Raw genomic sequence first — 20,994 nt, 5'->3', positions numbered from 1 at the left:
AGATCGTTGAAGCCATCTACTGTGTCTCTCCATTCCTAATTATGGTAATATGAAGTGCCTACCAATTCGAGAAAAAACGAATCGTATGTCGGAGGGGAAAAAGGGAGCAATGGAACTCAGGGGAAACGAATCGATCGTGCAAGAGAATATAGCGGCAAACCTATTCAGAGGAATGGAAGGAGTAGGTGGGAGGTTAACGATTACGAGTGAAAGACTCTATTTTCAACCACACAGTCTCAATATTCAAACACAACCTCTCGAATTAAACTTGAAAGATATTGCGGCAGTTGAAAAGCGGAATACGTTGTTCGTGATCCCAAACGGAATGAAAATCAAGATGCATAACGGACAAGAGTATAAATTTGTTGTGTGGAAACGAGCGGAGATCATCGGAATGATTCAGGATACAAAAATGAAGCAAAAAATGACGGTGATCATTAAGACGAGGTGAGCTATCCGTTCCATGAAAATCGCCCTGCCACAAGCAATACTGAGCAGGGCGATTCCCACATCTTACAAGTCCTTTGCAATATGCGGTTTGCTATAATGACTGGTACCCCCACCGCCAACCAATACTAGATCCATCTGAGAGCAGTACAGTGATTTTTGCCCGATTCGCTGTTGCAATATAAATAACGTAACCAGTTCTGGAGATTACCGTACGCCAGTTTCGGTCGAATTCAGAGCGCAGAACCCGATTGGAATACACTTGGTTTTCCACGCGGACAAGAGTTATAGGCAATTTCACTATTTTCGTTGCAACCACACAGGAAGCGTTCTATGATAACATCAAGGACGGTATTTATTGTAAGAGCCGTAAAAAGGAGTGAAAGACAATGGCAAAAAGCGCAGCACGCAAGCAACGGGAAAAGCTGGCCCGTGAAGGCAAAAGAAACCCAGAGCTCAACAGAAGTATCTTTGCATTCACTGACATGAGACAACGGACGACGAAGACTCGAGCAGAAAAACTGAATCAGCAGAAGCACAAAAGGTCGTTATCCTACCAAAGTGATGATGGCCTTTTTTATTTGCGTGCGAAGCTTGCTGTGATCGTTTAACATGGAGGAAGATGGTGTATCTTGTGCTGGGTGGTGGGTGATGGATGAATCGTAAATGGCTTTTTGTCATTCTTTTCATGAGCGTTCTTGGAATTGGCAGTGCGGGCATGGGGATCGTCAAAATGGAAGACTCGATCAAAGCGCAACAGGCAACCCCTCTTCTTCCCACCATGGAAACTACAAATTTAGATTCGCAAGATGCCAATTGGTTTGAAAAATCAGAGGAAAGATCTTTTGAATACCTTGTTCATGATGGAATCTATTACGTTCCGATTGAAGAGGAGCTAAATGAAACCAATCTAGATAGCAAGCTTGGGGTAGTCAGCAGAATAGGCGAATGGGAGGAGTTCAGAGAGGGGGATACTCCCTACTACATCCCGGGCAGTACATACTACACGATAAAAGACGTACCAGATAAGAACAAAATCGCAATCGAAATCGTCAGGAAAGAAAGCAAAAAATATCAGGTGCTGGAAAAAAGTCATCCCGTACCAAAGTGAGGCATGGCATCATGAATAACACCATTCATCCTGAATGCGCGAGAGCCATTCAACATCTCCTCCAGCTGAAGGACCCAAAACGCGAAGACTTTTTGGCGCTGAAAACGTACGGTAATGACCGCTATTCGGCAATGGGCTGGGAGGAGCTGCAGACGTACATCAATGAAAAGACCTTCATCATTGTCGAGCAGTTTGAAAATGAACAAAATATTATGTCCGCCTTGCGTTGGGTAGCGAGAGGATTGCCGGTTTGGCTAGCGATTCGAAAAGTGCGGGCGGATTATTCTGTGTATGGATACAAGAAGTAGCCTGTCTTTGACTGACAGGTTTTTTCTATTCTCAAACAAGCGCTTTCAAAAAAAATATATGCAAATAATAGAAATAATACTGCACTAACGAAAAGATAGGTCTATTATTGTCAGTATCAGCAATATTGGAGGGAGACATCATGACAGAATACTTACTTAGCTTACTACAAATCATTATGATCAACCTGGTCCTGAGCGGCGACAATGCAGTCGTTATTGCTCTTGCCTGTCGCAACCTGAGTCCAGAGCTGCAGAAAAAAGCCACTTTTTGGGGGAGCTTCGGTGCAATCGGACTGCGGATCATCCTTACCTTCATTGCCATTTGGCTGTTGAAAATCCCGTTTGTCCAGGTAGTCGGAGGACTTTTGCTCATCTGGATTGCGGTCAAGCTGTTAAAAGGTGAAGATGAGGACAGTCACATTGGTGGCGGATCGAGCTTTATTGAGGCACTCAAAACTATTATTTTTGCCGATCTGATTATGAGTCTGGACAATGTCATTGCCGTAGCGGGAGCAGCGAACGGGAACCTGGTTTTGGTCATCATCGGTCTTGCCATCAGCATTCCGCTCATCATTTGGGGAAGCCAGCTGCTGATGAAGCTGATGAACCGGTTTCCCATCATCGTATTATTGGGGGCGGCTTTGCTCGGATATACAGCAGGAGAAATGATTGTAGGAGACAAAGCCGTTGGCAGCTTCCTGGAGGGGGTAATGCCTTCGCTGCATATGATTTTGCCGGTAGCATTGGCACTTCTGGTGATCGTGATTGGAAACTATTTGAAAAGAAAGGAGAAAAATGTGTTAAATAAAGAAGTGACAAATAATCATGCGGAGACACTATAGCTATGGAATATCGCGATTGGTACATTCTCCAAACCTTGTACCAGGAACAAAACATTACAAAAACAGCCGAAAGCTTGTATTTGTCCCAGCCTGCGCTGACCAAAAGACTGCGGCAGATTGAAAAAGAATTTGGCGTTCAGATCGTGCAACGGGGGAGTAGAGGCGTTCATTTCACTCCTCAAGGCGAGTATTTGGCTAAATGTGCGGATGAAATGCTCCTCAGACTGCGCAATATCAAGGAGCATGTCTTGAACATGGGAGACGAGGTCAATGGTACGCTCCGGCTGGGGGTTTCCAACTATTTTGCACGGTACAAGCTCCCGATGATCTTGAAAAAGTTCAAGGAAGCCTATCCAAACGTCGAGTACAAGGTGATGACCGGATGGAGCAAAGACGTCTACAAGTCCGTGTATAATCAGGACGTGCACGTAGGCTTCGTCCGGGGAAGCTACAACTGGTCCGATCAAAAGCACTTGCTGTTCGAGGAATCGGTCTATGTCGTTTCCACGGAGCCCATTCATATCGATGACCTGCCGACCCTGCCGCGAATTGACTATGAGACCGATCCGATGCTGCGGGCGTTAGTGGACGACTGGTGGACCGAACGATTTTCCCAACCACCACTGATCGGCATGGAGGTCGACAAGGCTGATACATGCAGTGAAATGGTAGCAAACGGTTTGGGGTACGCTATCCTTCCACGAGGCGTGCTGAATGGCAAAGACGATCTGCACATGATTGAGCTGACCACAGCAGAAGGGGAACCGATCAAGCGAAGTACCTGGATGTTTTATCATGCCGACTCAATGGACCTGCAAATGGTCAAGGCATTTGTGCGCTTTATGGAGCAGGGTGAGATAGCATTCATCGATTAAGCAAGGAAAAGGAACTGCTGGGAACTCTCTGAATGGGAGCCGGCAGTTTTTTTGTTATTCACACAAGGAATCGCCAACGATAACCATTTTGTATTTTTGCTGCGAGAACAATTGTTTTACACTAGGTGTACCCCCACCCTAGAAGCTTCATACAACGTCGGATAGTAGGAGAGGGAACGCTTATGCTGCTGCGCATTCTGTTTACATTGCTGCTCGGATCACTGGGAGGTTGGCTGTTTGCTACCATCCACAGCCCACTTCCTTGGCTGCTAGGAGCGTTAGTCACGACAGTTATCTGTAATATGCTTGGAGTCAAAAATCTTTGGATTCCTCGTTGGTTTCGTCAAGTAGGGTTGACAGTGATCGGGATCACCCTTGGTCTGCGAATGACACCTGAAATCGTCAACACGATGACGGGTCACATCGGTTTGATGCTCATCACCACGATTTTGACCATCTTGATCAGTTTGGTAAACGCTTGGATATTTTACAAGGTCTGCCGAGTAGACGGGATAACCGCAATCTTCAGCAATATTCCCGGCGGATTATCGGAAATGGTGTCGGTGGGGCAAACGGCGGGAGGAAATCAACAAGTCATTACGATTTTCCACTCGATCCGTGCGATCAGCGTCGTACTTTGTACCCCTTATCTGGTGACATTTCTGCCTACCCATGCTGCCATAGAGACAGCTGCTACAGAACACATGCTGGGGATTGGGCAGACAGTCATGATTCTTGTGGCTGGTGTCATTGGAGCGTTGATTGCGTCACGCTGTTATATACCTGCACCATTCTTGCTAGGTGCCTTGCTCGTGACCGCTTTGATTTCGATGAACACATCGCTTGTGGGAGAGAGTCCTGTGTTGCCAAGCATCTTGGTCCAAGGAGCGCAAATATTCATCGGGGTCAGCATTGGTCTTGGCTTCAAACGAGAGGAAATCGCCCAAAACCGCCGATTCTTTCTGTTCGGTCTTATGCATTCCCTGTTCTTGTTCGTCATGGTGATTGCGCTTGCTATCGGTATTTCTTACGTGACTGCTACCGATATCGTGACGGCGATTCTGGCTACGGTGCCAGGTGGACTCGCCGAAATGAGCTTGACTGCCTTGGCGACAGGAGCCGATCCGCTCTTAGTGACGGCGTTTCATCTGTTTCGTTTGGTCCTTGTCCTTACGCTGTTTTCCTTCGGCGCTCGTGCATGGACGAACCGCCACAGCAGGATCAAACAGCCAAAGGAGACCAGCGCCTGACGCAGTTTTAGAGGTCGAATCAATGGTAAGGCCTGTACGTTCCTGGATCGGAACGGCAGGTCTTTTTGGTGTGAAAAAAATGAAAATAATCATAAATATGGTGTTTATCCAAATTATCTGAACAAACTAGGAAGCATTTTTATCGAATGCTATGATCTCCTTAACTTATTTGAAAGCGCTATCAATCGAGGGGGTTATAAAGATGAAAAAATCAAACAAATGGACAAAGTGGACTGGAGCACTCCTCACAACAGCAATGGCACTTAGCCTCGCAGCCTGTGGAGGCGGCGGTGGGCAGACAGCATCCTCTGGAGGAGCTTCTACCTACCCGGAAAAACCTATCTCGGTTATCGCTCCATCGGGGGCAGGCGGCGGCTTGGATAAAACAGCGCGTTCCCTCGCAAAGGTAATGTCAGCAACGAAGCTGGTAGACAAGACGATCTCCGTCGAAAACAAGCCAGGTGGCGGACAGGCTGTAGGCTTGGCTGATTTCGTGACGCAGGACAAGAAAAACAACTATAAGCTCCTGCTTCCTTCTACACCAATCGTCATCAACAATGTGAAAAAAGAAGGAAACAGCCCGCATTCCTACAATGATATGACTCCGTTGGCGCAATTGACCAAAGACTATGGAGCCATCGTGGTAAAGGCTGATTCTCCCTATCAAGATCTGAAATCGTTGATGGAAGCAGTCAAGATAGATCCAACAAAAGTAACTGTTGCAGGAGGATCAGCCCCAGGCTCGCTTGACCACTTGACCTTCCTGATGCCTGCCGTAAAAGCGGGTATTGATCCGAAAACAGTGAAATTCATTTCCTACGATGGCGGCGGAGAAGCAATCGCTGCACTCTTGGGTGGCAATGCTGACGTACTGGCTACAGATGTATCTGGTTCGGGTGAATACTTGAAATCTGGCAAAGTAAGAATCTTGGGCGTTTCTTCCCCTGAGCGCTTGAAAGGTATGTTCAAGGATATCCCGACGTACAAAGAATCCGGTTATGACACGGAGCTGATCAACTGGCGCGGTGTATTTGGACCAAAAGATATGACCCCAGATGCTGTTGCTTACTGGGAGCAAAAATTGAAAGCGATGACAGAGGCTCCTGAGTGGAAAGCAGAGCTGGAAGCAAACGGCTGGGACGATGGCTACAAAAACGGTGCAGACTTCAAGAGCTATCTGGGTGAGCAAGAAAAAATGTTCAAGGAAATCCTGAGCTTGCTCGGAATGGCGAAATAAAAAGGTCTGATGGGGGATGGAGAAGGAGCGATTCTTCTCCTCCTTCATTCTGGATTCTTGTACGAACAGGAGGGAACATACGTGAGCAAAACATTTGATCGCTTCGCCAGTCTGATTTTTCTCGTGTTGGGCGTAGCATTTGTGGTCGGAAGCCAAAACATCTCGGCGAGCGCTTACGGAAGCAATGTCGGACCAAACATTTTTCCGATGGGACTTGGAAGTCTGCTGATTCTGCTCAGCCTGCGATTATTTTATGAGACATTCAAATACAAGCAAGAGGGCAAGAAAGAGAAGGAAAAGCTCGATTACAAACGGTTCCTCATCATTCTTGTCGCGGCATTATTCTATGTATTGCTTTTGGAGGAAATCGGCTATGTGATCAGCACCTTCCTTTTCCTTATCGTTGGATTTCAGACGATGCAGAAAGGGAAATGGCTCAACAGCGTGCTCATTTCCGGTGCGTTTTCGTTCGGCGTCTACTTGTTGTACGTGGAAGTTCTCGATGGCACATTGCCCGGTTTACCAACATGGTTAGGCTTGTAGGAGGTGGATGAAATGGGTGCGATTGACTATTTGCTGAACGGATTTGCCACTGCCTTGCAATGGCAAAATATCATCTTTGCGTTTGTCGGTGTCTTGATCGGGACAGTAGTTGGGGTATTGCCAGGGATTGGGCCAATCAGTGGCGTAGCCTTGTTGATTCCGGTGACAGCTTCGTTGACGAGTGGACTGCCGCCAGAAGCAGCGGCGACCAGCGCCATTATTTTGCTGGCAGGGGTTTACTACGGAGCGATGTACGGTGGCTCTACCACATCGATTTTGTTGAATACACCTGGTGAGTCATCTTCTGTCGTTACCGTACTGGACGGATACCCGATGGCTAAGCAGGGAAGAGCGGGAGTCGCCCTCTCCATCGCTGCGATTGGTTCGTTTTTTGCAGGGCTTGTCTCGCTTATCGGTCTGGTATTTTTGGCAGAGCCACTCTCAGAAGTAGCGCTCAAGCTCAGTCCGGCAGATGAGTTTTCGCTGATGATCCTGGGGTTATGTGCACTGAGCGGGCTGGCAGGCAAGTCCGTGACCAAAGCATTGATGATGACGGTTTTCGGCTTATTGATCGCGACGATCGGGCTGGACAATGTATCCGGTGTGGCGCGGTTTACCTTTGATATGCCCGAGCTTTATTCCGGTTTGGAATTTTTGACGATTGCCGTAGGGGTATTTGCGCTTGGGGAAGTGTTCAAGACGATCCTCGAACGGGATGTGAATGAGGGTGAGATCGCCAAAATCTCCCGAATTGTACCGACCAAGCAAGACTTGAAGGAAAGTGCTGGACCGATTCTCCGCGGATCACTGGTTGGATTTTTTAAAGGAATTGTTCCTGGTTCTGGTGCTACACTGGCATCCTTCCTCGCCTATTTGCTGGAAAAGAAAATCAGTAAAACGCCTGAAAAATTCGGCAAAGGGGCAATCGCTGGGGTAGCGGCTCCAGAGTCGGCAAACAACGCAGCTTCTGGCGGGGCGATGATTCCGCTTCTGACCTTGGGGATTCCGGGTACAGGGACGACAGCGGTATTGATGGGCGCACTGATTATGTACAACGTGCAGCCAGGTCCGCTCTTGTTTGAAGATCATCCAACCATCGCTTGGGGCTTGATCGCCAGTATGTTCATCGGAAACGTGATGCTCTTGATCCTCAATATGCCGCTCGTAAAGGTGTTTGCCAAGCTGATTGAGACACCGCCTAAGTATTTGATCCCGATGATCGTTGCTATTTCTGTGTTTGGTGTATACGCAGTCCGTGTCTCCGTATTTGATCTGGTCTTGCTGCTCTTCTGTGGATTGGTGGGTTACTTCTTGGCGAAAAACGATTTCCCTATGGCACCCCTCGTTCTTGGCTTGGTCTTGGGCCCGATGATTGAAAACAATTTGCGGCGCGCGCTGACGACGTCAAATGGTGATTTTTCTATCTTTATTGAAAAGCCAGTTTCCCTGGTATTTCTGATTATTGCGGTTCTCTGGATCACCGTTCCCTTGATCATGAAAATGAGAGGGAAGAAAGTAATCGTAAACGAAGAATAGAGGAGGGCGATTCTCATGCGCGATGACAAAAAGATCAAAGAGGAAGTCAAACAGCAGTTCGGTGCGAATGCCGAAAAGTATGTGAATAGCCAGACGCATGCTACGGGAGAGGATCTCGCTCTCCTGATACCTTGGCTGAATCCTTCGTCTGATTGGGTGTTTCTCGATGTGGCAACGGGCGGCGGTCATCTTACCAAGGCAATCGCTCCACATGTCGGTCAAGCTTTTGCGACTGATTTGACACAGCCGATGCTTGCAGCCGCACGAAACCATCTGAAGTCTCACGCAAGCAATGTCTTTTATGTAGTTGCGGATGCGGAAGCACTTCCGTTTTTGAGTGAATCCTTTGATGCAGTCGGGTGCAGAATCGCGGCTCATCACTTCCCGAACCCAGAGGCGTTTGTAAAAGAAGTGGCCCGTGTCCTAAAGCCGGGTGGAAAATTCGTGCTGATCGACAATATCGCAGCAGAGGATGAAAAGCTCGATCAATTTGTGAATACACTGGAGAAACTTCGAGATCACAGTCATGTACGAAGCTACTCACGCTCCGAATGGTTAGCATGGATAGAGCAAGTGGGACTAGTGGAGAGTCATTCTCGCATCCGTAAAAAGACGTTCCCGTATGCGACTTGGGTCAGACGTACGACTGAGACTGAGGAGCAGGTTGAGCAAGTAACGGCGCATATCACAAGCGCCGATGAGGAAATCCAAGCCTACTTCGCAGTTGAAAAAGAAGGAGAGCAAGTCGTTTCCATCCAAGTTGATGAGTGGATGGCGTTGTTTGAGAAACCAGAATGATAAGGACAATGCTCTAAGCTGGTCCCCGCTTATAATCGAGCGGGGGCTTGTTCTTTTTTGTATGGGTACCTAAGTAACGATTCGTAATGATAGAGGGGCTTTCACGACGGTTTTTGGCATTATTTTTTGGGGATATCTTACTCTGTATTTACTATTCGTTTGAATTCGGTCAATATAGAGTACGAATGGTCTATATGAAGGAAAATATGCTACTATAACCACAGGAGGTATGTGATGGATGAGGTTGACCTGAGAATTGTTCAATTGCTCGAGGAAAACGGAAGGATATCTCATGAGGAAATCAGCAAACTGCTGCACATCTCTCGACCGGCTGTCCACCAACGGGTTGCCAAGCTCGAAAAGAATGGCGTTATCAAGGGATACCGAGGCATCATTGACTGGCGAAAATTAGAGCAAAGGCTGAAGGTATTGATCTTCGTCAAAGCAAGATGTCAGGACTTCAAAGAAATCACAGCAAAGATTGTGAACGTTCAGGTACCGAACGTGACCATCATCGAATGCCAGCGGCTCGCGGGAGAGTGGTGTATGATGCTAAAAGTACGTGCGACGGCACCGGAAGATATCACCAATCTGATCGATGAAATGGTACAGTATGACGAAATACTGGAAACCTCCACGACTTTCATCTTGTCAACGATCTACGAGGATGGCTGGAAAGAAATTTGAAAACCAAGGTGGAAACACAATGACAGGAACAAAAGATTCGAAATTATTTGTCGTTACGATTGCATTGCTAGCGGTCTACCTGTTTTGGGGAGGCACTTATCTCGGAATGAAGATCGCCATTGAGTCGATGCCACCCTTTATTATGGCGGGTTCTCGATTTTTTCTGGCGGGATCGATCCTGTTCCTGATCGGGCGTTGGAAAGGGGCAGAGCTGCCCAGTGCTGCAGAATGGAAGGGAGCAGGAGTTGTTGGGGCGTTGCTGCTTCTCGGAGGTAACGGTGTAGTTGCATGGGCACAGCTCAAGGTACCGTCAGCAATCGCGTCCTTGCTGATCGCTACGGTTCCATTATGGATTCTCGTTTTCAACTGGATCGGTGGCAGCAAGAAGAAGCCAACAGCTGGAGTCATGGGAGGCATCCTATTTGGCTTGGCGGGAATCGCTGTGCTGGTTGTCCATCCCGAGAGCACAAGCAATCAAGGGATGGACACGATCGGAATCTTGGCGCTCCTGTTTGCCTCGATCTGTTGGGCAGTGGGATCGTTGTATTCGCGCTATGCAAAGCTTCCAGCATCACCTGTGATGGCGACGGCCTTGCAAATGATCATCGGAGGAATTTTGCTGGGGATCGCGTCGCTGTTTCTCGACGATTGGACGAAGCTGCATCTATCGGAGATTACCCTGCGGTCCTGGATTGCCTTTGGCTATTTAGTTGGATTTGGTTCCATTGTCGCCTACACGGCGTACATTTGGCTTTTGAAAAATGCAGAGCCTTCCCTGGTCTCCACGTACGCCTATGTGAACCCGATTGTCGCAGTATTTCTGGGCTGGCTGATCGCTGATGAACAATTGACAAGCCAAACCTTGATTGCTGCTGTCATGATCATCGCATCCGTTGTCATCATCACAATGTTTCGGGAAAAGAGTCCAGGTGCGACACAACCGGTAGCAAGAAAAGAAAAAGGGGAGCTTCAGGTACATAAATGAAGCTTCCCCTTCTTTTTGTGATCAGGCATTATTTGGCCGTTTTTTGCGGCACCCAGCGGTATTTTCGTTCCGGACGTCCGACGGTTCCATAGAACGTCTCGACAGTTACTTCATTAACAGAGACGAGAAATTCGAGGTATCTGCGCACCGTCGAATGGCTCATGCCAGCCAGTGCAGCCAGATCATCGGCATTCATGCTTTGGGTGGTCTCCTGCATCTTGTTCCGGATCAGCTTTAACGTCAGCTTGTCGATGCCTTTCGGAAGCGTGGTGACAGTCTCCACGGTTTTGGCAGCAGGAGTGTGTGCGGCTTTTGTAAACAGCTTGTCCACTGCTGTTTGATCAATGGTGGTATGCTGCTGCAACTGGCGTCTCGTATTTGCATATTGCTCCAAGGTAGACATGAATTTATCGATCATAATCGGCTTGATAATGTAGCTGTACGCCCCGCCACGTATCGCTTCTCTCACGGTTTCCACATCGTTTGCGGCTGTGATCATAACCACATCGATCCCGCGAAAATGTTTCCGTACTTCACGCAACAGGTCAATCCCGTTCATATCTGGCAAATAAATGTCCAAGAGCAGAACATCCGGGGTAACGACGTGAAGCATCTCCAATGCCTGTTTTCCAGTCGTGGCCGTGGCAATAATCTGGAATCCTTCCAGTTTACTTGTGAATTGTTCATAGATTCTAGCTGCAATTTCGTCATCTTCCACGATCATGACGGTAATGGGTTTCTCAGACATCGTGGATTGCCTCCTCTCTAGTTGCATTGTCCCACTTCTTGGGGACGACGACGGTGAAACGAGCTCCGCCAAGTTCACTTTTTCCGAGTGAGATTTGCCCCTCTAACAGCTCGATCGCGTTTTTCACAATAGCCAAACCGAGTCCTCGATTTTCACCTGATTTCGAAGTGACACCGCTTTCAAAGATGTGAGGCTCCAATTCTTTTGAGACCCCATGTCCATTGTCTTCGATGTCAAAAATGATATCGCCACCTAAATCAGTAAAGGATACGTGAACCATTGCGTCAGAGCCTTTGTATTCGAGGGCAGCTTCCATCGCGTTGTCGATCAAATTGCCGAGAATCGTGACCAATACCTTTGTATCCAAGCTGTCAGGTACATTCCCCAAATAGCTGTCCTGATCAATTTCGAGTAATACCTTCAGCTCTTTGGAGCGATTGATTTTCCCTAGCAGACAAGCTGCGATGAAGGGCTCTTTGACTGAACTCATAATGAAGGCGAGAATATCCTGCCGTTCCTTTACTTCATCGCTGATGAGTTCGATTGCTTTGTCGTACTCTTTTAGCTTGAGTAGACCGTAAATGGTGTTCAAACGATTTAAATATTCGTGATTTTGTGCACGCATATTGTTCGAAAAGGAACTGATCTTCGTAATTTCTTCGGTGAGCTGCTCGATTTCAGACTCTGGACGAAATGTGAAGACCACGCCTCTGATTTCATTATTGCTCAAAATAGGAGAGTAGTCGGTTATAAAAATTTCGTGCCCCAGCAAAATTTTGTAGTTCATTTCTTGCGTATTTCGATTGACGGAATGAATGATGTCGCGCAATTGCGGACTAGCGATCGATTTCCCTACGGTCAAATCCTCTTGAAGGAGGGAACGAGCGCGCTTGTTCATCGAGACGACACGCCCTTGCATATCGACTGCTACCGTAGCATCGCGAATCGATTCAAGAATAGCTGCTTTTTCCGTAAACAAAAATGAGATTTCTTCTGGTTCCAGACCAAAGATCAATCGCTTGACTCGTCTGGCAATGATAATAGCACCAATAATTCCGATAACCAGCAGCACAAGGGATAAGGCGACGACCCTTTCCTTGTATTCCGCGACCTTTTTCTCTACATCACTCATAACATAGCCGACAGAGGAGACGCCGATGGTTTCGCCTTTCTTGTTGACGATCGGTGTTTTCGCTTTGATGGCTGGACCTGAAATGCCTGTCCCCCGATAAATGACCGAGCGGTTTTCTAAAAAGACGGGGTCATTGCTGGTTCCCATCGGTAATCCAATCTGCTTTAGGTCGTAGTGAGAGTACCGAATGCCGTCCTTGTTTCCAATCACCACATAACTGGCACCCGTTTCCTTCCGAATGGTTTCGGCTATCGGTTGAATCACTTTGGAAGGATGATCGTTTTCGAAGGCTGCAATGATGCGTTCGTCCATGGCCGACAGCTTGGCGACCGTCATGGCTTGCTGTCCAATATAACGATCCAAAATGTCATCTAATATGAAGGAAAATAAGGCAGTCCCTATCCCCATACTGATCAGGACAACGATGGAAATGAGCAGAACCATTTGGGTCAAAAGGCTGATGCGGGCTTTTTCGGGTGTATGAACCATGGGCAAACCACCTTCGATGACAGATCAAGATGCGATAAATGTATGAAACCGTTTACTCCATTCATTATAACAATAACGCCTTCACATTTGTGACACAAAGTAAAAAGATAACAACACGATAGCCAATAGGTTTATGAAAAAAGTTTTGACAATTTTTTTATAAAAAAATGAACAAAATATGAACAACAAGTGAATATTATGTTACAATAAGAGCATAAAACAAAAACGGTCACGCAAAAAATCTATAATGATAGGGGTTTTGTGTTATGAATAACGATCGAAAAGCAGCAGATGTATTAAGATGGATGGCTTGGACAGTATTATTTGTTGGTGCTGTGATTATGGCTTTCACTGCAAGCGATTTCAGATCGCAGAATTTGCCGTTGATGGTGTCGATCGGATTTTTGATCGCTGGTATGAATATCTTCATTATGAGCACGGTGTTTCGCTTGATGACACTAAAAGGAACTGACGCCTAACAAGATAAAAATAGTCCCATAGAAATCTCTCATTTTCTTTCTTATAAATGAGAGGTTTTTTTATTTATACGGAATTTTACCGTCAGCCAAATGCGCTGGCGTTTTTTTGATTTTTTTATTAAAAGTGAAAAGAAACCTTGACATTCCAGATTGGGTGAGATGACCAAAAATGGGTGGTGGACTTCATTAGAGGAGAATCCTAACAAGAATATGATCAACTCGTGAATGCTATGTGAACACTTTGTAACAGAAAAGCTACGAAATATTGAACGTCGTTAAAAACGAGTACAAAAGCTCGCTGACTCTGATAGTATGTATATGCGGCAAATAGTGAAGTTCACTTGTGTTAAAAAACCTCTATTGTGAGGAACTCTCGAAAAGTGTGAATACACGAGAACTCTCCATAGAGAGTGACTGCACTATCGACATATGTGAGGCTAAGTTCACCTGAAAAGAACTGCGCTCTCAAAGTATTACATGCTCGTTGTTTGTGACTAGGAGGGATTAGGAGAATGAGCGGAGGAAAAATGCTGAGGCATATCCAATTTTGGATCTTGGCAGTGTTGGGCACCGTTCTGCTGACAGGCTGTGGTAGCGAATACCTCGTCTTGAATCCAAAAGGACCTGTAGCAGAAACGCAGTACAATCTCATTATTATTTCCACGATATTGGTCGCTGTCATTATCGTTCCGGTTATTGCGCTTACCGCTTTCATTGTATACCGCTATCGGGATACACCGGGCAATAAAGCAAGTTATAAGCCGGAGTGGGCACACAGTACAACCCTAGAGGTAATTTGGTGGATTATTCCTATTATTATCGTTGCATTGCTGGGTTACTTTACTGTCCGTGATGTTTATGTGTTAAAAGAGAACCCAAATAAAGAAGTTGCTCCTATGACCATTCAGGTTACGGCTTTGGACTGGAAATGGATGTTCACGTATCCAGAACAAAATATCGCAACTGTTAACCATCTGGAGATTCCAGCAGGTGTACCGATTCGCTTCCAGGTATCTGCTGATGCACCGATGAACTCTTTCTGGGTTCCAGAATTGGGTGGACAGATTTATGCGATGGCGGGAATGGCTACCGAGCTGTATCTGCAAGCAGATGAACCAGGTACATTCGCTGGATTTAGCTCCAACTTCTCTGGTGAAGGCTTCGCCAAAATGCAGTTTAATGTAGTGGCAAAACCGAAAGAAGAGTTCGATAACTGGGTCAAAGAAGTAAAAGGCACGACACCAGCTATGACGAAGGCAGATTATGAAGAACTCCGCAAGCCTGGTGTGACAGATAAGTTTACGTACTCTGCATTCCCAGAAGGAATGTTTGAAGAGATCGTTGCTAAATATGGCCATGGTCACGATATGGACTACGTCATGGAGAATACCCCTGCGCCTGCAGGTGCCAAGTCTTCTAATGAGACTTCGCAAAATACGCAGCAAAAGACTGAATCGCACAACATGCCTGGAATGAATCATTCCAGTATGAACCACTAGGCGAGAGGGAGGAGGAATACCACGTGTGGGAGAACATTAAGGATTTTGCATCCACGTTCTTTGTAACAGGTGACCCACTGATTTACGGTGCGGACGTATCGATTGTACTGACTATCATTGCGATCGTATTCGTTCTGACTAAGTATAAAAAATGGGGTTGGCTATGGCGTGAATGGTTGACTACAGTTGACCATAAGCGTATTGGTATTATGTACTTGATCGCATCGCTTCTGATGCTGTTCCGCGGTGGGGTTGACGCCCTGCTGATGCGTTTGCAACTGGCATTCCCGAACGTAGAGTTCCTGAACTCGGAACACTATAATGCCATCTTTACAACTCACGGTACGATCATGATTTTGTTCATGGCGATGCCGATGATGTTTGCCTTGTTCAACATGGTAGTACCGCTTCAGCTCGGTGCTCGAGATGTAGCGTATCCGTTCTTGAACGCACTCAGCTTCTGGCTGTTTATGCTCGGTGCGATGCTGTTCAACCTTTCGTTCGTAATCGGGGGCTCCCCGGACGCTGGTTGGTTGTCTTACCCGCCACTGTCACAGAATGAATTCAGCCCTGGACCAGGTCAGAACTTCTATATTTGGGGGATTCAGATCTCCGGTATCGGTAGTTTGGCGACAGGGATTAACTTTATCGTAACGATTCTCAAAATGCGCGCACCTGGCATGAAGCTTTCCAAAATGCCATTGTTTAGCTGGTCCGTATTGTCCAGCTGCATTATGATTATCTTCGCTTTCCCAATTTTGACTGTAACATTGGCTCTGTTGTTCCTTGACCGTTTCGCAGGTGCCCACTTCTTCACAATGGACGGCGGCGGTAATCCGATGATGTACCTCAACCTCATCTGGATGTGGGGTCACCCTGAGGTATATATCGTAGTAGTTCCAGCTTTCGGTATCTTCTCCGAAATCGTAGCTACGTTCTCACGTAAAAAGATTTTCGGTTACAAATCAATGGTTTGGGCGATGATGATCATTGCCGTTGTATCGTTCTTTACATGGGCTCACCACTTCTTCACGATGGGTACGAGCGCAAGTGTTATCGCCTTCTTTGCGATATCAACGATGGTTGTTGGGATCCCGACCGGGGTTAAGGTCTTTAACTGGCTGTTTACAATGTACCGTGGTCGGATATCCTTTAAACAACCAATGCTGTGGACCATTGCCTTTATCCCGTGCTTTGTAATTGGTGGAGCGACAGGGGTAATGCTGGCAGTAGCTCCGGCAGACTATCAGTATCACAACAGTTACTTCTTGGTTGCCCACTTCCACCAAGTATTGATCGGTGGGGTAGTGTTCGGTTACCTGGCTGGTATTTACTACTGGTGGCCAAAACTGTTCGGTTTCAAGCTCGACGAGAAACTGGGCAAATGGGGCTTCTGGTTCTGGAATATTGGTTTCTACGTGTGCTTTATGCCGCAATACGCGCTCGGTTTCATGGGTATGACTCGCCGTTACTATACGTACGGTTGGGATCGCGGTTGGGAAGACCTGAACTTGGTATCCACTGTTGGGGCATTTATGATGGGTATCGGTTTCATCTTCCAAGTATGGCAAATCGCTTACAGCATCAAGCATGGTGAGCGCGACACGACAGGCGATCCATGGAATGGTCGTACGCTGGAGTGGTCGATTCCGTCACCTGCACCGTTCTACAACTTTGCTGTTGTACCACAAGTGAAAGAAATGGATGACTGGTGGGCAACAAAAGAAGCAAAAGCAAATGGCACCTATAAAGAACAACCGGCGAAACTGGAGCCGATTCATATGCCGAAGAACTCTGGAATTCCGTTTATCATGTCGAACTTCTGGTTCTTGGTAGGCTTTGGTTTCACATTTGGATGGGTTTGGATGGCCGTTATTGGATTCATTGGAGTATTCGCATGCATGTGGGCACGCTCCTTCCAATACGACACGGATTATTACGTACCGGTGGAGGAAGTGCGTCGCACTGAGGCTTCACTGGGGAGGGTGGTGTAACGATGGCTACGAATCATGACCATGGTCACGGCCACGACCATCATGAAGAGCATGAGCAACTTAAGGTTCTTGGTTTTTGGATTTTCGTTGTAACAGACTGCGTGCTGTTCGGTACATTGTTTGCAACCTATGCGGTAATGATGAATAGCTTTGCTGGCGGACCAACTGGACAGGAATTGTTCCAGCTGCCAGGTGTTATTGCTTCGACCTTTATCTTGTTGACAAGTAGCTTTACCAGCGGTCTCGCTGTCTTGGCGATGAACAAAGGCAATGTCAAGCAGCTGATTGCTTGGCTGGCTGTAACTGGTCTTTTGGGACTGTCGTTCGTAGTGTTGGAAGTTACTGAGTTTATGCACTTGATGAGCGAAGGCGCAACCATGGCGACTAGCGGTTACTGGTCCGCTTTCTACACACTGGTTGGTACGCACGGATTGCACGTAACGCTTGGTCTGTTCTGGATGACTGCGCTGATCATGCAGTTGAAGCGTCGTGGAATCACCGCGGTTACTCGCCGCAAAATTACCAACCTGAGCTTGTACTGGCACTTCCTTGACGTTGTGTGGATCTTCCTCTTCACAGTCGTTTACTTGATGGGGGTGATGTAAGGTGGCACAACATCAAAACCATGGCGGACATCATAGTCACGGATCGATGAAAGAGTACGTGATCGGTTTTATCCTGTCGATCGTGCTCACCATTATCCCACTCGTACTGGTCATGAACCAGATTTTGAGTAAAACGGCGACCGTGATCGCGATCTTGGTAATGGCGGTCTTGCAGTTCGTAGTTCAGTTGGTCTTCTTCATGCACATCCGCGAAGGAGAAAAACCGCGCTACAACGTACAGACATTGATTCTTGGACTTGTGATTGTATTTACAATCGTTGCAGGTTCCCTCTGGATCATGTTGTTTAACAAATATTAATCAGTTAAGAGCGTGGCACAGGCGATTCGTTGCTTGTGCCGCGTTTTTTTTGTTTTTTTGATAGTAGCGGTAGTGAAGGGAAGAAGCGCATTTCCAGTCTACGCTTCGGCCTACGCCCCGCAAGGGGGATTGACTGTCCGCTTCGGAAAAAATGGCGGGAGCGCTTCAAACGTTGTAGTTTCGATGAAGGATTCCATAAATGAAGCTGAAATTCCCCGCCATTTTTACCGAAGCTGAGTTGGGCTCCAGAGGCGCTTGGACTGGAAATGCGCTTCTTCCTACGCGGCTTTTAGTCAACTAATGGAAGTAATTCAAGAAGGTAAAAAAGTGTTTAGCTGGTAACACTATCTTCTTGCAGCTATAATAGAAAGAATTTTACGCCAAAATATGCAAGGGGAGCGAGACGATGGCTGGGCAACTGTATGTAACGAAGCCTTGTGCAGAACTTCAAGCAGAGTATATTTCCTTTTACGAAGAGTGGAAAGAAAGTGGAGAGCCTATCGTACCGTGGGTGGTGGATCGAGAGCCCTATGATTTTGCTGCGTATCTGGAATTTCTGGAGGGGGAGAGCAACGAAGAAAATCTTCCGGATGGCTATGTTCCTCATTCAACGTATTGGCTCGTAAATGAGCATCAACGTATATTGGGTGTGGTCAATATTCGGCATCGTCTCAACGAGCGTTTACACAAAAACAGCGGGCACATCGGATATGGTATCCGACCTTCTGAGAGAGGCAAAGGATATGCGACGGAAATTTTAGCGCAAGCCTTAAACATCACGAGCGAGTTGGGTATCAACGAAGTATTGTTGATTTGTGATTATGATAATGTTGGATCGGAAAAAACGATTCGGAAGAACGGGGGCGTCTTTGAGTCGGAATGTACAGACGATGATGGTTTGGTCATTCGCCGATTCTGGATTACACGGTCTTCGTGAAAGAAGAGGGCTATCTCATTGTCCGTTTACAAGACGTTTGAGATAGCCCTTTCCCTATTTATTCATCTATCTTGTATGCAATCAACTTGCGTACCCATTTCTCCATCTCATCTAGAATATAGTCTGGGGGTGGGGTTTTTCCGTCTATTTTTGGGAGGACGAGCCATTGTAATGGTTTTGGTACATGGCAGATTTTCTCAAGAAGTTGTATTCCTTGATCGTCACTGATGATGTCTCGTAAAAAGATGAACATTCTTTTGTCTAACGTATGGATGAGCTTGCCTTCATATTTTGTATCTGAGATCGTAACGCAAGGGTGGCCATGCCGCTCAATACTGCCTAATACTTCAACCCATACAAAATCATACAACTGGGAAAGTTCAGCTTCAAGGAGATCGGGATCTTTAATAGGGACTGGACATGTGGAAGAGAAGGAACGATCTAAAAAAATCTCTGGGTCCATTTCCATATAGTCTAATACTACCTTGCAAGATGCAGCTTGTTTGTTTTCATAGGTGTATAAAATCTCCCGGACTTTGTTGCAATCAATTTTTTTGCCAATCACAAAGCCGATTCGCAGTTCGATTGTCATTCACTCCTTATTGAAGAAGAGAAAATCGAAGTACCTCAATTATCTATACATTAATCTTCTCCCCAATGTTCTGAAAATTGATTTTTTTCTCGTAATATTAATCTGGATTTACGCGAGATTCGTGAAAGAAGAGGGCTATCTCAACGTCAGCTTGTATGACGTTTGAGATAGCCCTTTCCTATTTATCATCTACCTCATATGCAATCAACTTGCGAACCCATTGCTCCATCTCGTCAAGAATATAGTCTGGGGGTGGAGTTTTTCCGTCCTTTTTTGGGAGGGCGAGCCATTGTAATGGTTTTGGGACGTGGCAGATTTTCCTAAGCAGTTCTCTCCCGTGATTGTCAATAATGATATCTCGTAAAAAGATTAGCACTCTATTGTCTAACGTATGGATGAGTTTACCTTCATATTCTATATCAGAGATAGTAACGGAAGGGTGCCCGTGCCTCTCAATGCCGCCTAATACTTCAACCCATACAAAATCATACAACTGGGAAAGTTCAGCTTCAAGGAGATCGGGATCTTTAATGGGTACCTCTTCGGTGGAAGAAAAGGGACGATTCAAGGAAATATCTGGGTCCATTTCCATAAAATCTAATACTACCTTACAAGATGCAGCTTGTTTGTTTTCATGGGTGTATAAAATCTCGTCGATTCTTTTCAAATCCAATTTTTTTCCGATCACAAAACCTATTCGCAGTTCGATAGGATTCACTCCTTAGACCAAGTTCCATTTATCTGAAACTTCATGCTTTTAACCTTATAATAATAAATATTTTTCCAATAGACATCATAAACTTGTCAAAGATATTGCTACTTTTACCATACTTAGTATATAATTATGTTGTGAAAGTTATTTTGGAAGGGAGAGATTTCTTTGTTTGATATCGTAATTATTGGAGCAGGCCCGGCGGGAGGAAGTGCAGCGCTGTTTGCTGCAAAAGCAGGTAAGAAGACGTTGCTGATTGATAATGACAAAAGCATGACCAAGCGCGCGTGGATGGAGAATCACTACGGCATCATGGAAATCTCCGGCCCAGATCTCATTGAGATTGGTAAGAAGCAAGCAGCGAAATTCGGTGCGGAGCTGGTAGCCGATCAAGTGAGCAACATTACCAAAACAGAGCAAGGCTTTCTCGTAGAGACAGCGGAAAAAGGCAGCTTTGAGGCTAAGCATGTGATTCTTGCAACTGGAGCGCTCGTGACTTTGGCAGAAGCGATTGGGGTAAAAACCAAAGAAGGTACAGAGCCACGGATTAAAACCGTAGTCGATGTCGATGTACAAGGGAAGACGAACATCGAAGGAATTTGGGCAGCAGGCACGTGCGCGGGAGTTAGCGTACATACGATTATTACATCTGGTGATGGCGCCAAGGTTGCAATCAATGTCATCAGTGAACTGAATGGCGAGCGTTACGTCGACCACGATGTTTTGAAAACAAACTAAATCAGGTTAGAAACACCTTCTTACCATTGTAAAGAAGGTGTTTTCTTTTTTCTTCCAATTGACGAAAACTTGTATCGTGATCTCGTTTTTGACATAATGAAGCTAATTGTGCTATGCGAAGAGAAGAATCC

General features: G+C 46.3%; 24 protein-coding genes and 1 pseudogene. 20 read left to right on the top strand and 5 right to left on the bottom strand.

What is annotated here, in order from left to right; genetic code table 11:
- The first annotated feature begins 109 nt into the window (after window positions 1-109).
- Window positions 110-451: a GRAM domain-containing protein gene (locus FB479_RS09250; protein ID WP_142064438.1), complete on the top strand. Its 342-nt coding sequence runs from the start codon at window positions 110-112 to the stop codon at window positions 449-451.
- Between the two features lie 62 nt (window positions 452-513).
- Here FB479_RS09250 and FB479_RS09245 read toward each other — a convergent pair.
- Window positions 514-751 (bottom strand): annotated as a pseudogene (locus FB479_RS09245) (hypothetical protein).
- An 85-nt stretch (window positions 752-836) separates the two neighbouring features.
- On the opposite strand from FB479_RS09245, the gene FB479_RS09240 reads away from it, so the two are divergent.
- The 12 genes from FB479_RS09240 to FB479_RS09185 all read left to right on the top strand — a co-directional run bounded on the left by FB479_RS09240 (window position 837) and on the right by FB479_RS09185 (window position 10,619).
- Entirely contained in the window at window positions 837-1,058 is a 222-nt protein-coding gene (locus FB479_RS09240) for a hypothetical protein (RefSeq protein WP_142064434.1), read from the top strand.
- Window positions 1,059-1,102: 44 nt separating this feature from the next.
- On the top strand, window positions 1,103-1,558 hold the full coding sequence (locus FB479_RS09235; RefSeq protein WP_142064431.1) for a hypothetical protein: 456 nt from the start codon (window positions 1,103-1,105) through the stop codon (window positions 1,556-1,558).
- An 11-nt stretch (window positions 1,559-1,569) separates the two neighbouring features.
- A complete protein-coding gene (locus FB479_RS09230; RefSeq protein ID WP_255438325.1) occupies window positions 1,570-1,866 on the top strand; it encodes a hypothetical protein in 297 nt (98 codons plus the stop codon).
- A 140-nt stretch (window positions 1,867-2,006) separates the two neighbouring features.
- Window positions 2,007-2,708, top strand: a complete 702-nt coding sequence (locus FB479_RS09225; protein ID WP_106655878.1) for a TerC family protein — start codon at window positions 2,007-2,009, stop codon at window positions 2,706-2,708.
- A gap of 2 nt (window positions 2,709-2,710) precedes the next feature.
- The gene (locus FB479_RS09220; RefSeq protein ID WP_142064425.1) at window positions 2,711-3,583 is read left to right on the top strand and encodes a LysR family transcriptional regulator; all 873 of its coding nucleotides are present in this window, start codon (window positions 2,711-2,713) and stop codon (window positions 3,581-3,583) included.
- Window positions 3,584-3,765: 182 nt separating this feature from the next.
- Window positions 3,766-4,833 carry an AbrB family transcriptional regulator gene (locus FB479_RS09215; RefSeq protein WP_142064422.1) on the top strand — a complete coding sequence of 356 codons (1,068 nt, stop codon included), beginning with the start codon at window positions 3,766-3,768 and terminating at the stop codon, window positions 4,831-4,833.
- Window positions 4,834-5,035: 202 nt separating this feature from the next.
- Window positions 5,036-6,070: a Bug family tripartite tricarboxylate transporter substrate binding protein gene (locus FB479_RS09210; RefSeq protein ID WP_142064418.1), complete on the top strand. Its 1,035-nt coding sequence runs from the start codon at window positions 5,036-5,038 to the stop codon at window positions 6,068-6,070.
- Window positions 6,071-6,151: 81 nt separating this feature from the next.
- Window positions 6,152-6,613, top strand: coding sequence for a tripartite tricarboxylate transporter TctB family protein (locus FB479_RS09205; protein ID WP_142064415.1), 462 nt, complete (start codon window positions 6,152-6,154; stop codon window positions 6,611-6,613).
- Window positions 6,614-6,625: 12 nt separating this feature from the next.
- Window positions 6,626-8,149, top strand: a complete 1,524-nt coding sequence (locus tag FB479_RS09200) for a tripartite tricarboxylate transporter permease (RefSeq protein ID WP_142064412.1) — start codon at window positions 6,626-6,628, stop codon at window positions 8,147-8,149.
- A 15-nt stretch (window positions 8,150-8,164) separates the two neighbouring features.
- Complete coding sequence (locus FB479_RS09195; RefSeq protein WP_142064409.1) at window positions 8,165-8,947, top strand: class I SAM-dependent methyltransferase; 783 nt, start codon at window positions 8,165-8,167, stop codon at window positions 8,945-8,947.
- 234 nt (window positions 8,948-9,181) lie between these two features.
- Complete coding sequence (locus FB479_RS09190; RefSeq protein ID WP_106655871.1) at window positions 9,182-9,634, top strand: Lrp/AsnC family transcriptional regulator; 453 nt, start codon at window positions 9,182-9,184, stop codon at window positions 9,632-9,634.
- A gap of 19 nt (window positions 9,635-9,653) precedes the next feature.
- Window positions 9,654-10,619, top strand: a complete 966-nt coding sequence (locus tag FB479_RS09185; RefSeq protein WP_142064406.1) for an EamA family transporter — start codon at window positions 9,654-9,656, stop codon at window positions 10,617-10,619.
- 28 nt (window positions 10,620-10,647) lie between these two features.
- Here FB479_RS09185 and FB479_RS09180 read toward each other — a convergent pair whose 3' ends face one another.
- Both FB479_RS09180 and FB479_RS09175 read right to left on the bottom strand, forming a co-directional pair.
- A complete protein-coding gene (locus FB479_RS09180) occupies window positions 10,648-11,367 on the bottom strand; it encodes a response regulator (protein WP_106655869.1) in 720 nt (239 codons plus the stop codon).
- The gene (locus tag FB479_RS09175) at window positions 11,360-12,988 is read right to left on the bottom strand and encodes an ATP-binding protein (RefSeq protein ID WP_255438324.1); all 1,629 of its coding nucleotides are present in this window, start codon (window positions 12,986-12,988) and stop codon (window positions 11,360-11,362) included. Before FB479_RS09175 ends, FB479_RS09180 begins: the two co-directional genes overlap by 8 nt.
- Before the next feature lie 266 nt (window positions 12,989-13,254).
- On the opposite strand from FB479_RS09175, the gene FB479_RS09170 reads away from it, so the two are divergent.
- The 6 genes from FB479_RS09170 (at window position 13,255) to FB479_RS09140 (ending at window position 18,821) form a co-directional block, all read left to right on the top strand.
- A complete protein-coding gene (locus FB479_RS09170) occupies window positions 13,255-13,467 on the top strand; it encodes a hypothetical protein (protein WP_106655867.1) in 213 nt (70 codons plus the stop codon).
- 512 nt (window positions 13,468-13,979) lie between these two features.
- A complete protein-coding gene (gene qoxA / locus FB479_RS09165; protein WP_142064400.1) occupies window positions 13,980-14,966 on the top strand; it encodes a cytochrome aa3 quinol oxidase subunit II in 987 nt (328 codons plus the stop codon).
- Between the two features lie 23 nt (window positions 14,967-14,989).
- Window positions 14,990-16,960 carry a cbb3-type cytochrome c oxidase subunit I gene (locus FB479_RS09160; RefSeq protein ID WP_142064396.1) on the top strand — a complete coding sequence of 657 codons (1,971 nt, stop codon included), beginning with the start codon at window positions 14,990-14,992 and terminating at the stop codon, window positions 16,958-16,960.
- Between the two features lie 2 nt (window positions 16,961-16,962).
- On the top strand, window positions 16,963-17,565 hold the full coding sequence (cyoC, locus tag FB479_RS09155; protein ID WP_106655730.1) for a cytochrome o ubiquinol oxidase subunit III: 603 nt from the start codon (window positions 16,963-16,965) through the stop codon (window positions 17,563-17,565).
- Between the two features lies 1 nt (window position 17,566).
- Window positions 17,567-17,884 carry a cytochrome o ubiquinol oxidase subunit IV gene (cyoD, locus tag FB479_RS09150; RefSeq protein WP_106655729.1) on the top strand — a complete coding sequence of 106 codons (318 nt, stop codon included), beginning with the start codon at window positions 17,567-17,569 and terminating at the stop codon, window positions 17,882-17,884.
- Between the two features lie 406 nt (window positions 17,885-18,290).
- Window positions 18,291-18,821 carry a GNAT family N-acetyltransferase gene (locus FB479_RS09140; RefSeq protein WP_106655727.1) on the top strand — a complete coding sequence of 177 codons (531 nt, stop codon included), beginning with the start codon at window positions 18,291-18,293 and terminating at the stop codon, window positions 18,819-18,821.
- Window positions 18,822-18,879: 58 nt separating this feature from the next.
- Here the strand turns inward: FB479_RS09140 and FB479_RS09135 are convergent, their stop codons facing one another.
- Both FB479_RS09135 and FB479_RS09130 read right to left on the bottom strand, forming a co-directional pair.
- A complete protein-coding gene (locus FB479_RS09135; RefSeq protein WP_106655726.1) occupies window positions 18,880-19,413 on the bottom strand; it encodes a hypothetical protein in 534 nt (177 codons plus the stop codon).
- Window positions 19,414-19,591: 178 nt separating this feature from the next.
- Entirely contained in the window at window positions 19,592-20,131 is a 540-nt protein-coding gene (locus tag FB479_RS09130) for a hypothetical protein (RefSeq protein WP_142064393.1), read from the bottom strand.
- A 162-nt stretch (window positions 20,132-20,293) separates the two neighbouring features.
- Between FB479_RS09130 and FB479_RS09125 the strand changes: the two genes are divergently transcribed.
- The gene (locus FB479_RS09125) at window positions 20,294-20,863 is read left to right on the top strand and encodes an FAD-dependent oxidoreductase (protein ID WP_142064390.1); all 570 of its coding nucleotides are present in this window, start codon (window positions 20,294-20,296) and stop codon (window positions 20,861-20,863) included.
- Window positions 20,864-20,994: the final 131 nt, after the last annotated feature.

Source organism: Brevibacillus sp. AG162 (genome assembly GCF_006715575.1).
Classification (GTDB): Bacteria; Bacillota; Bacilli; order Brevibacillales; family Brevibacillaceae; genus Brevibacillus; species Brevibacillus brevis.
This window is presented reverse-complemented; position numbering and strand designations above follow the sequence as displayed.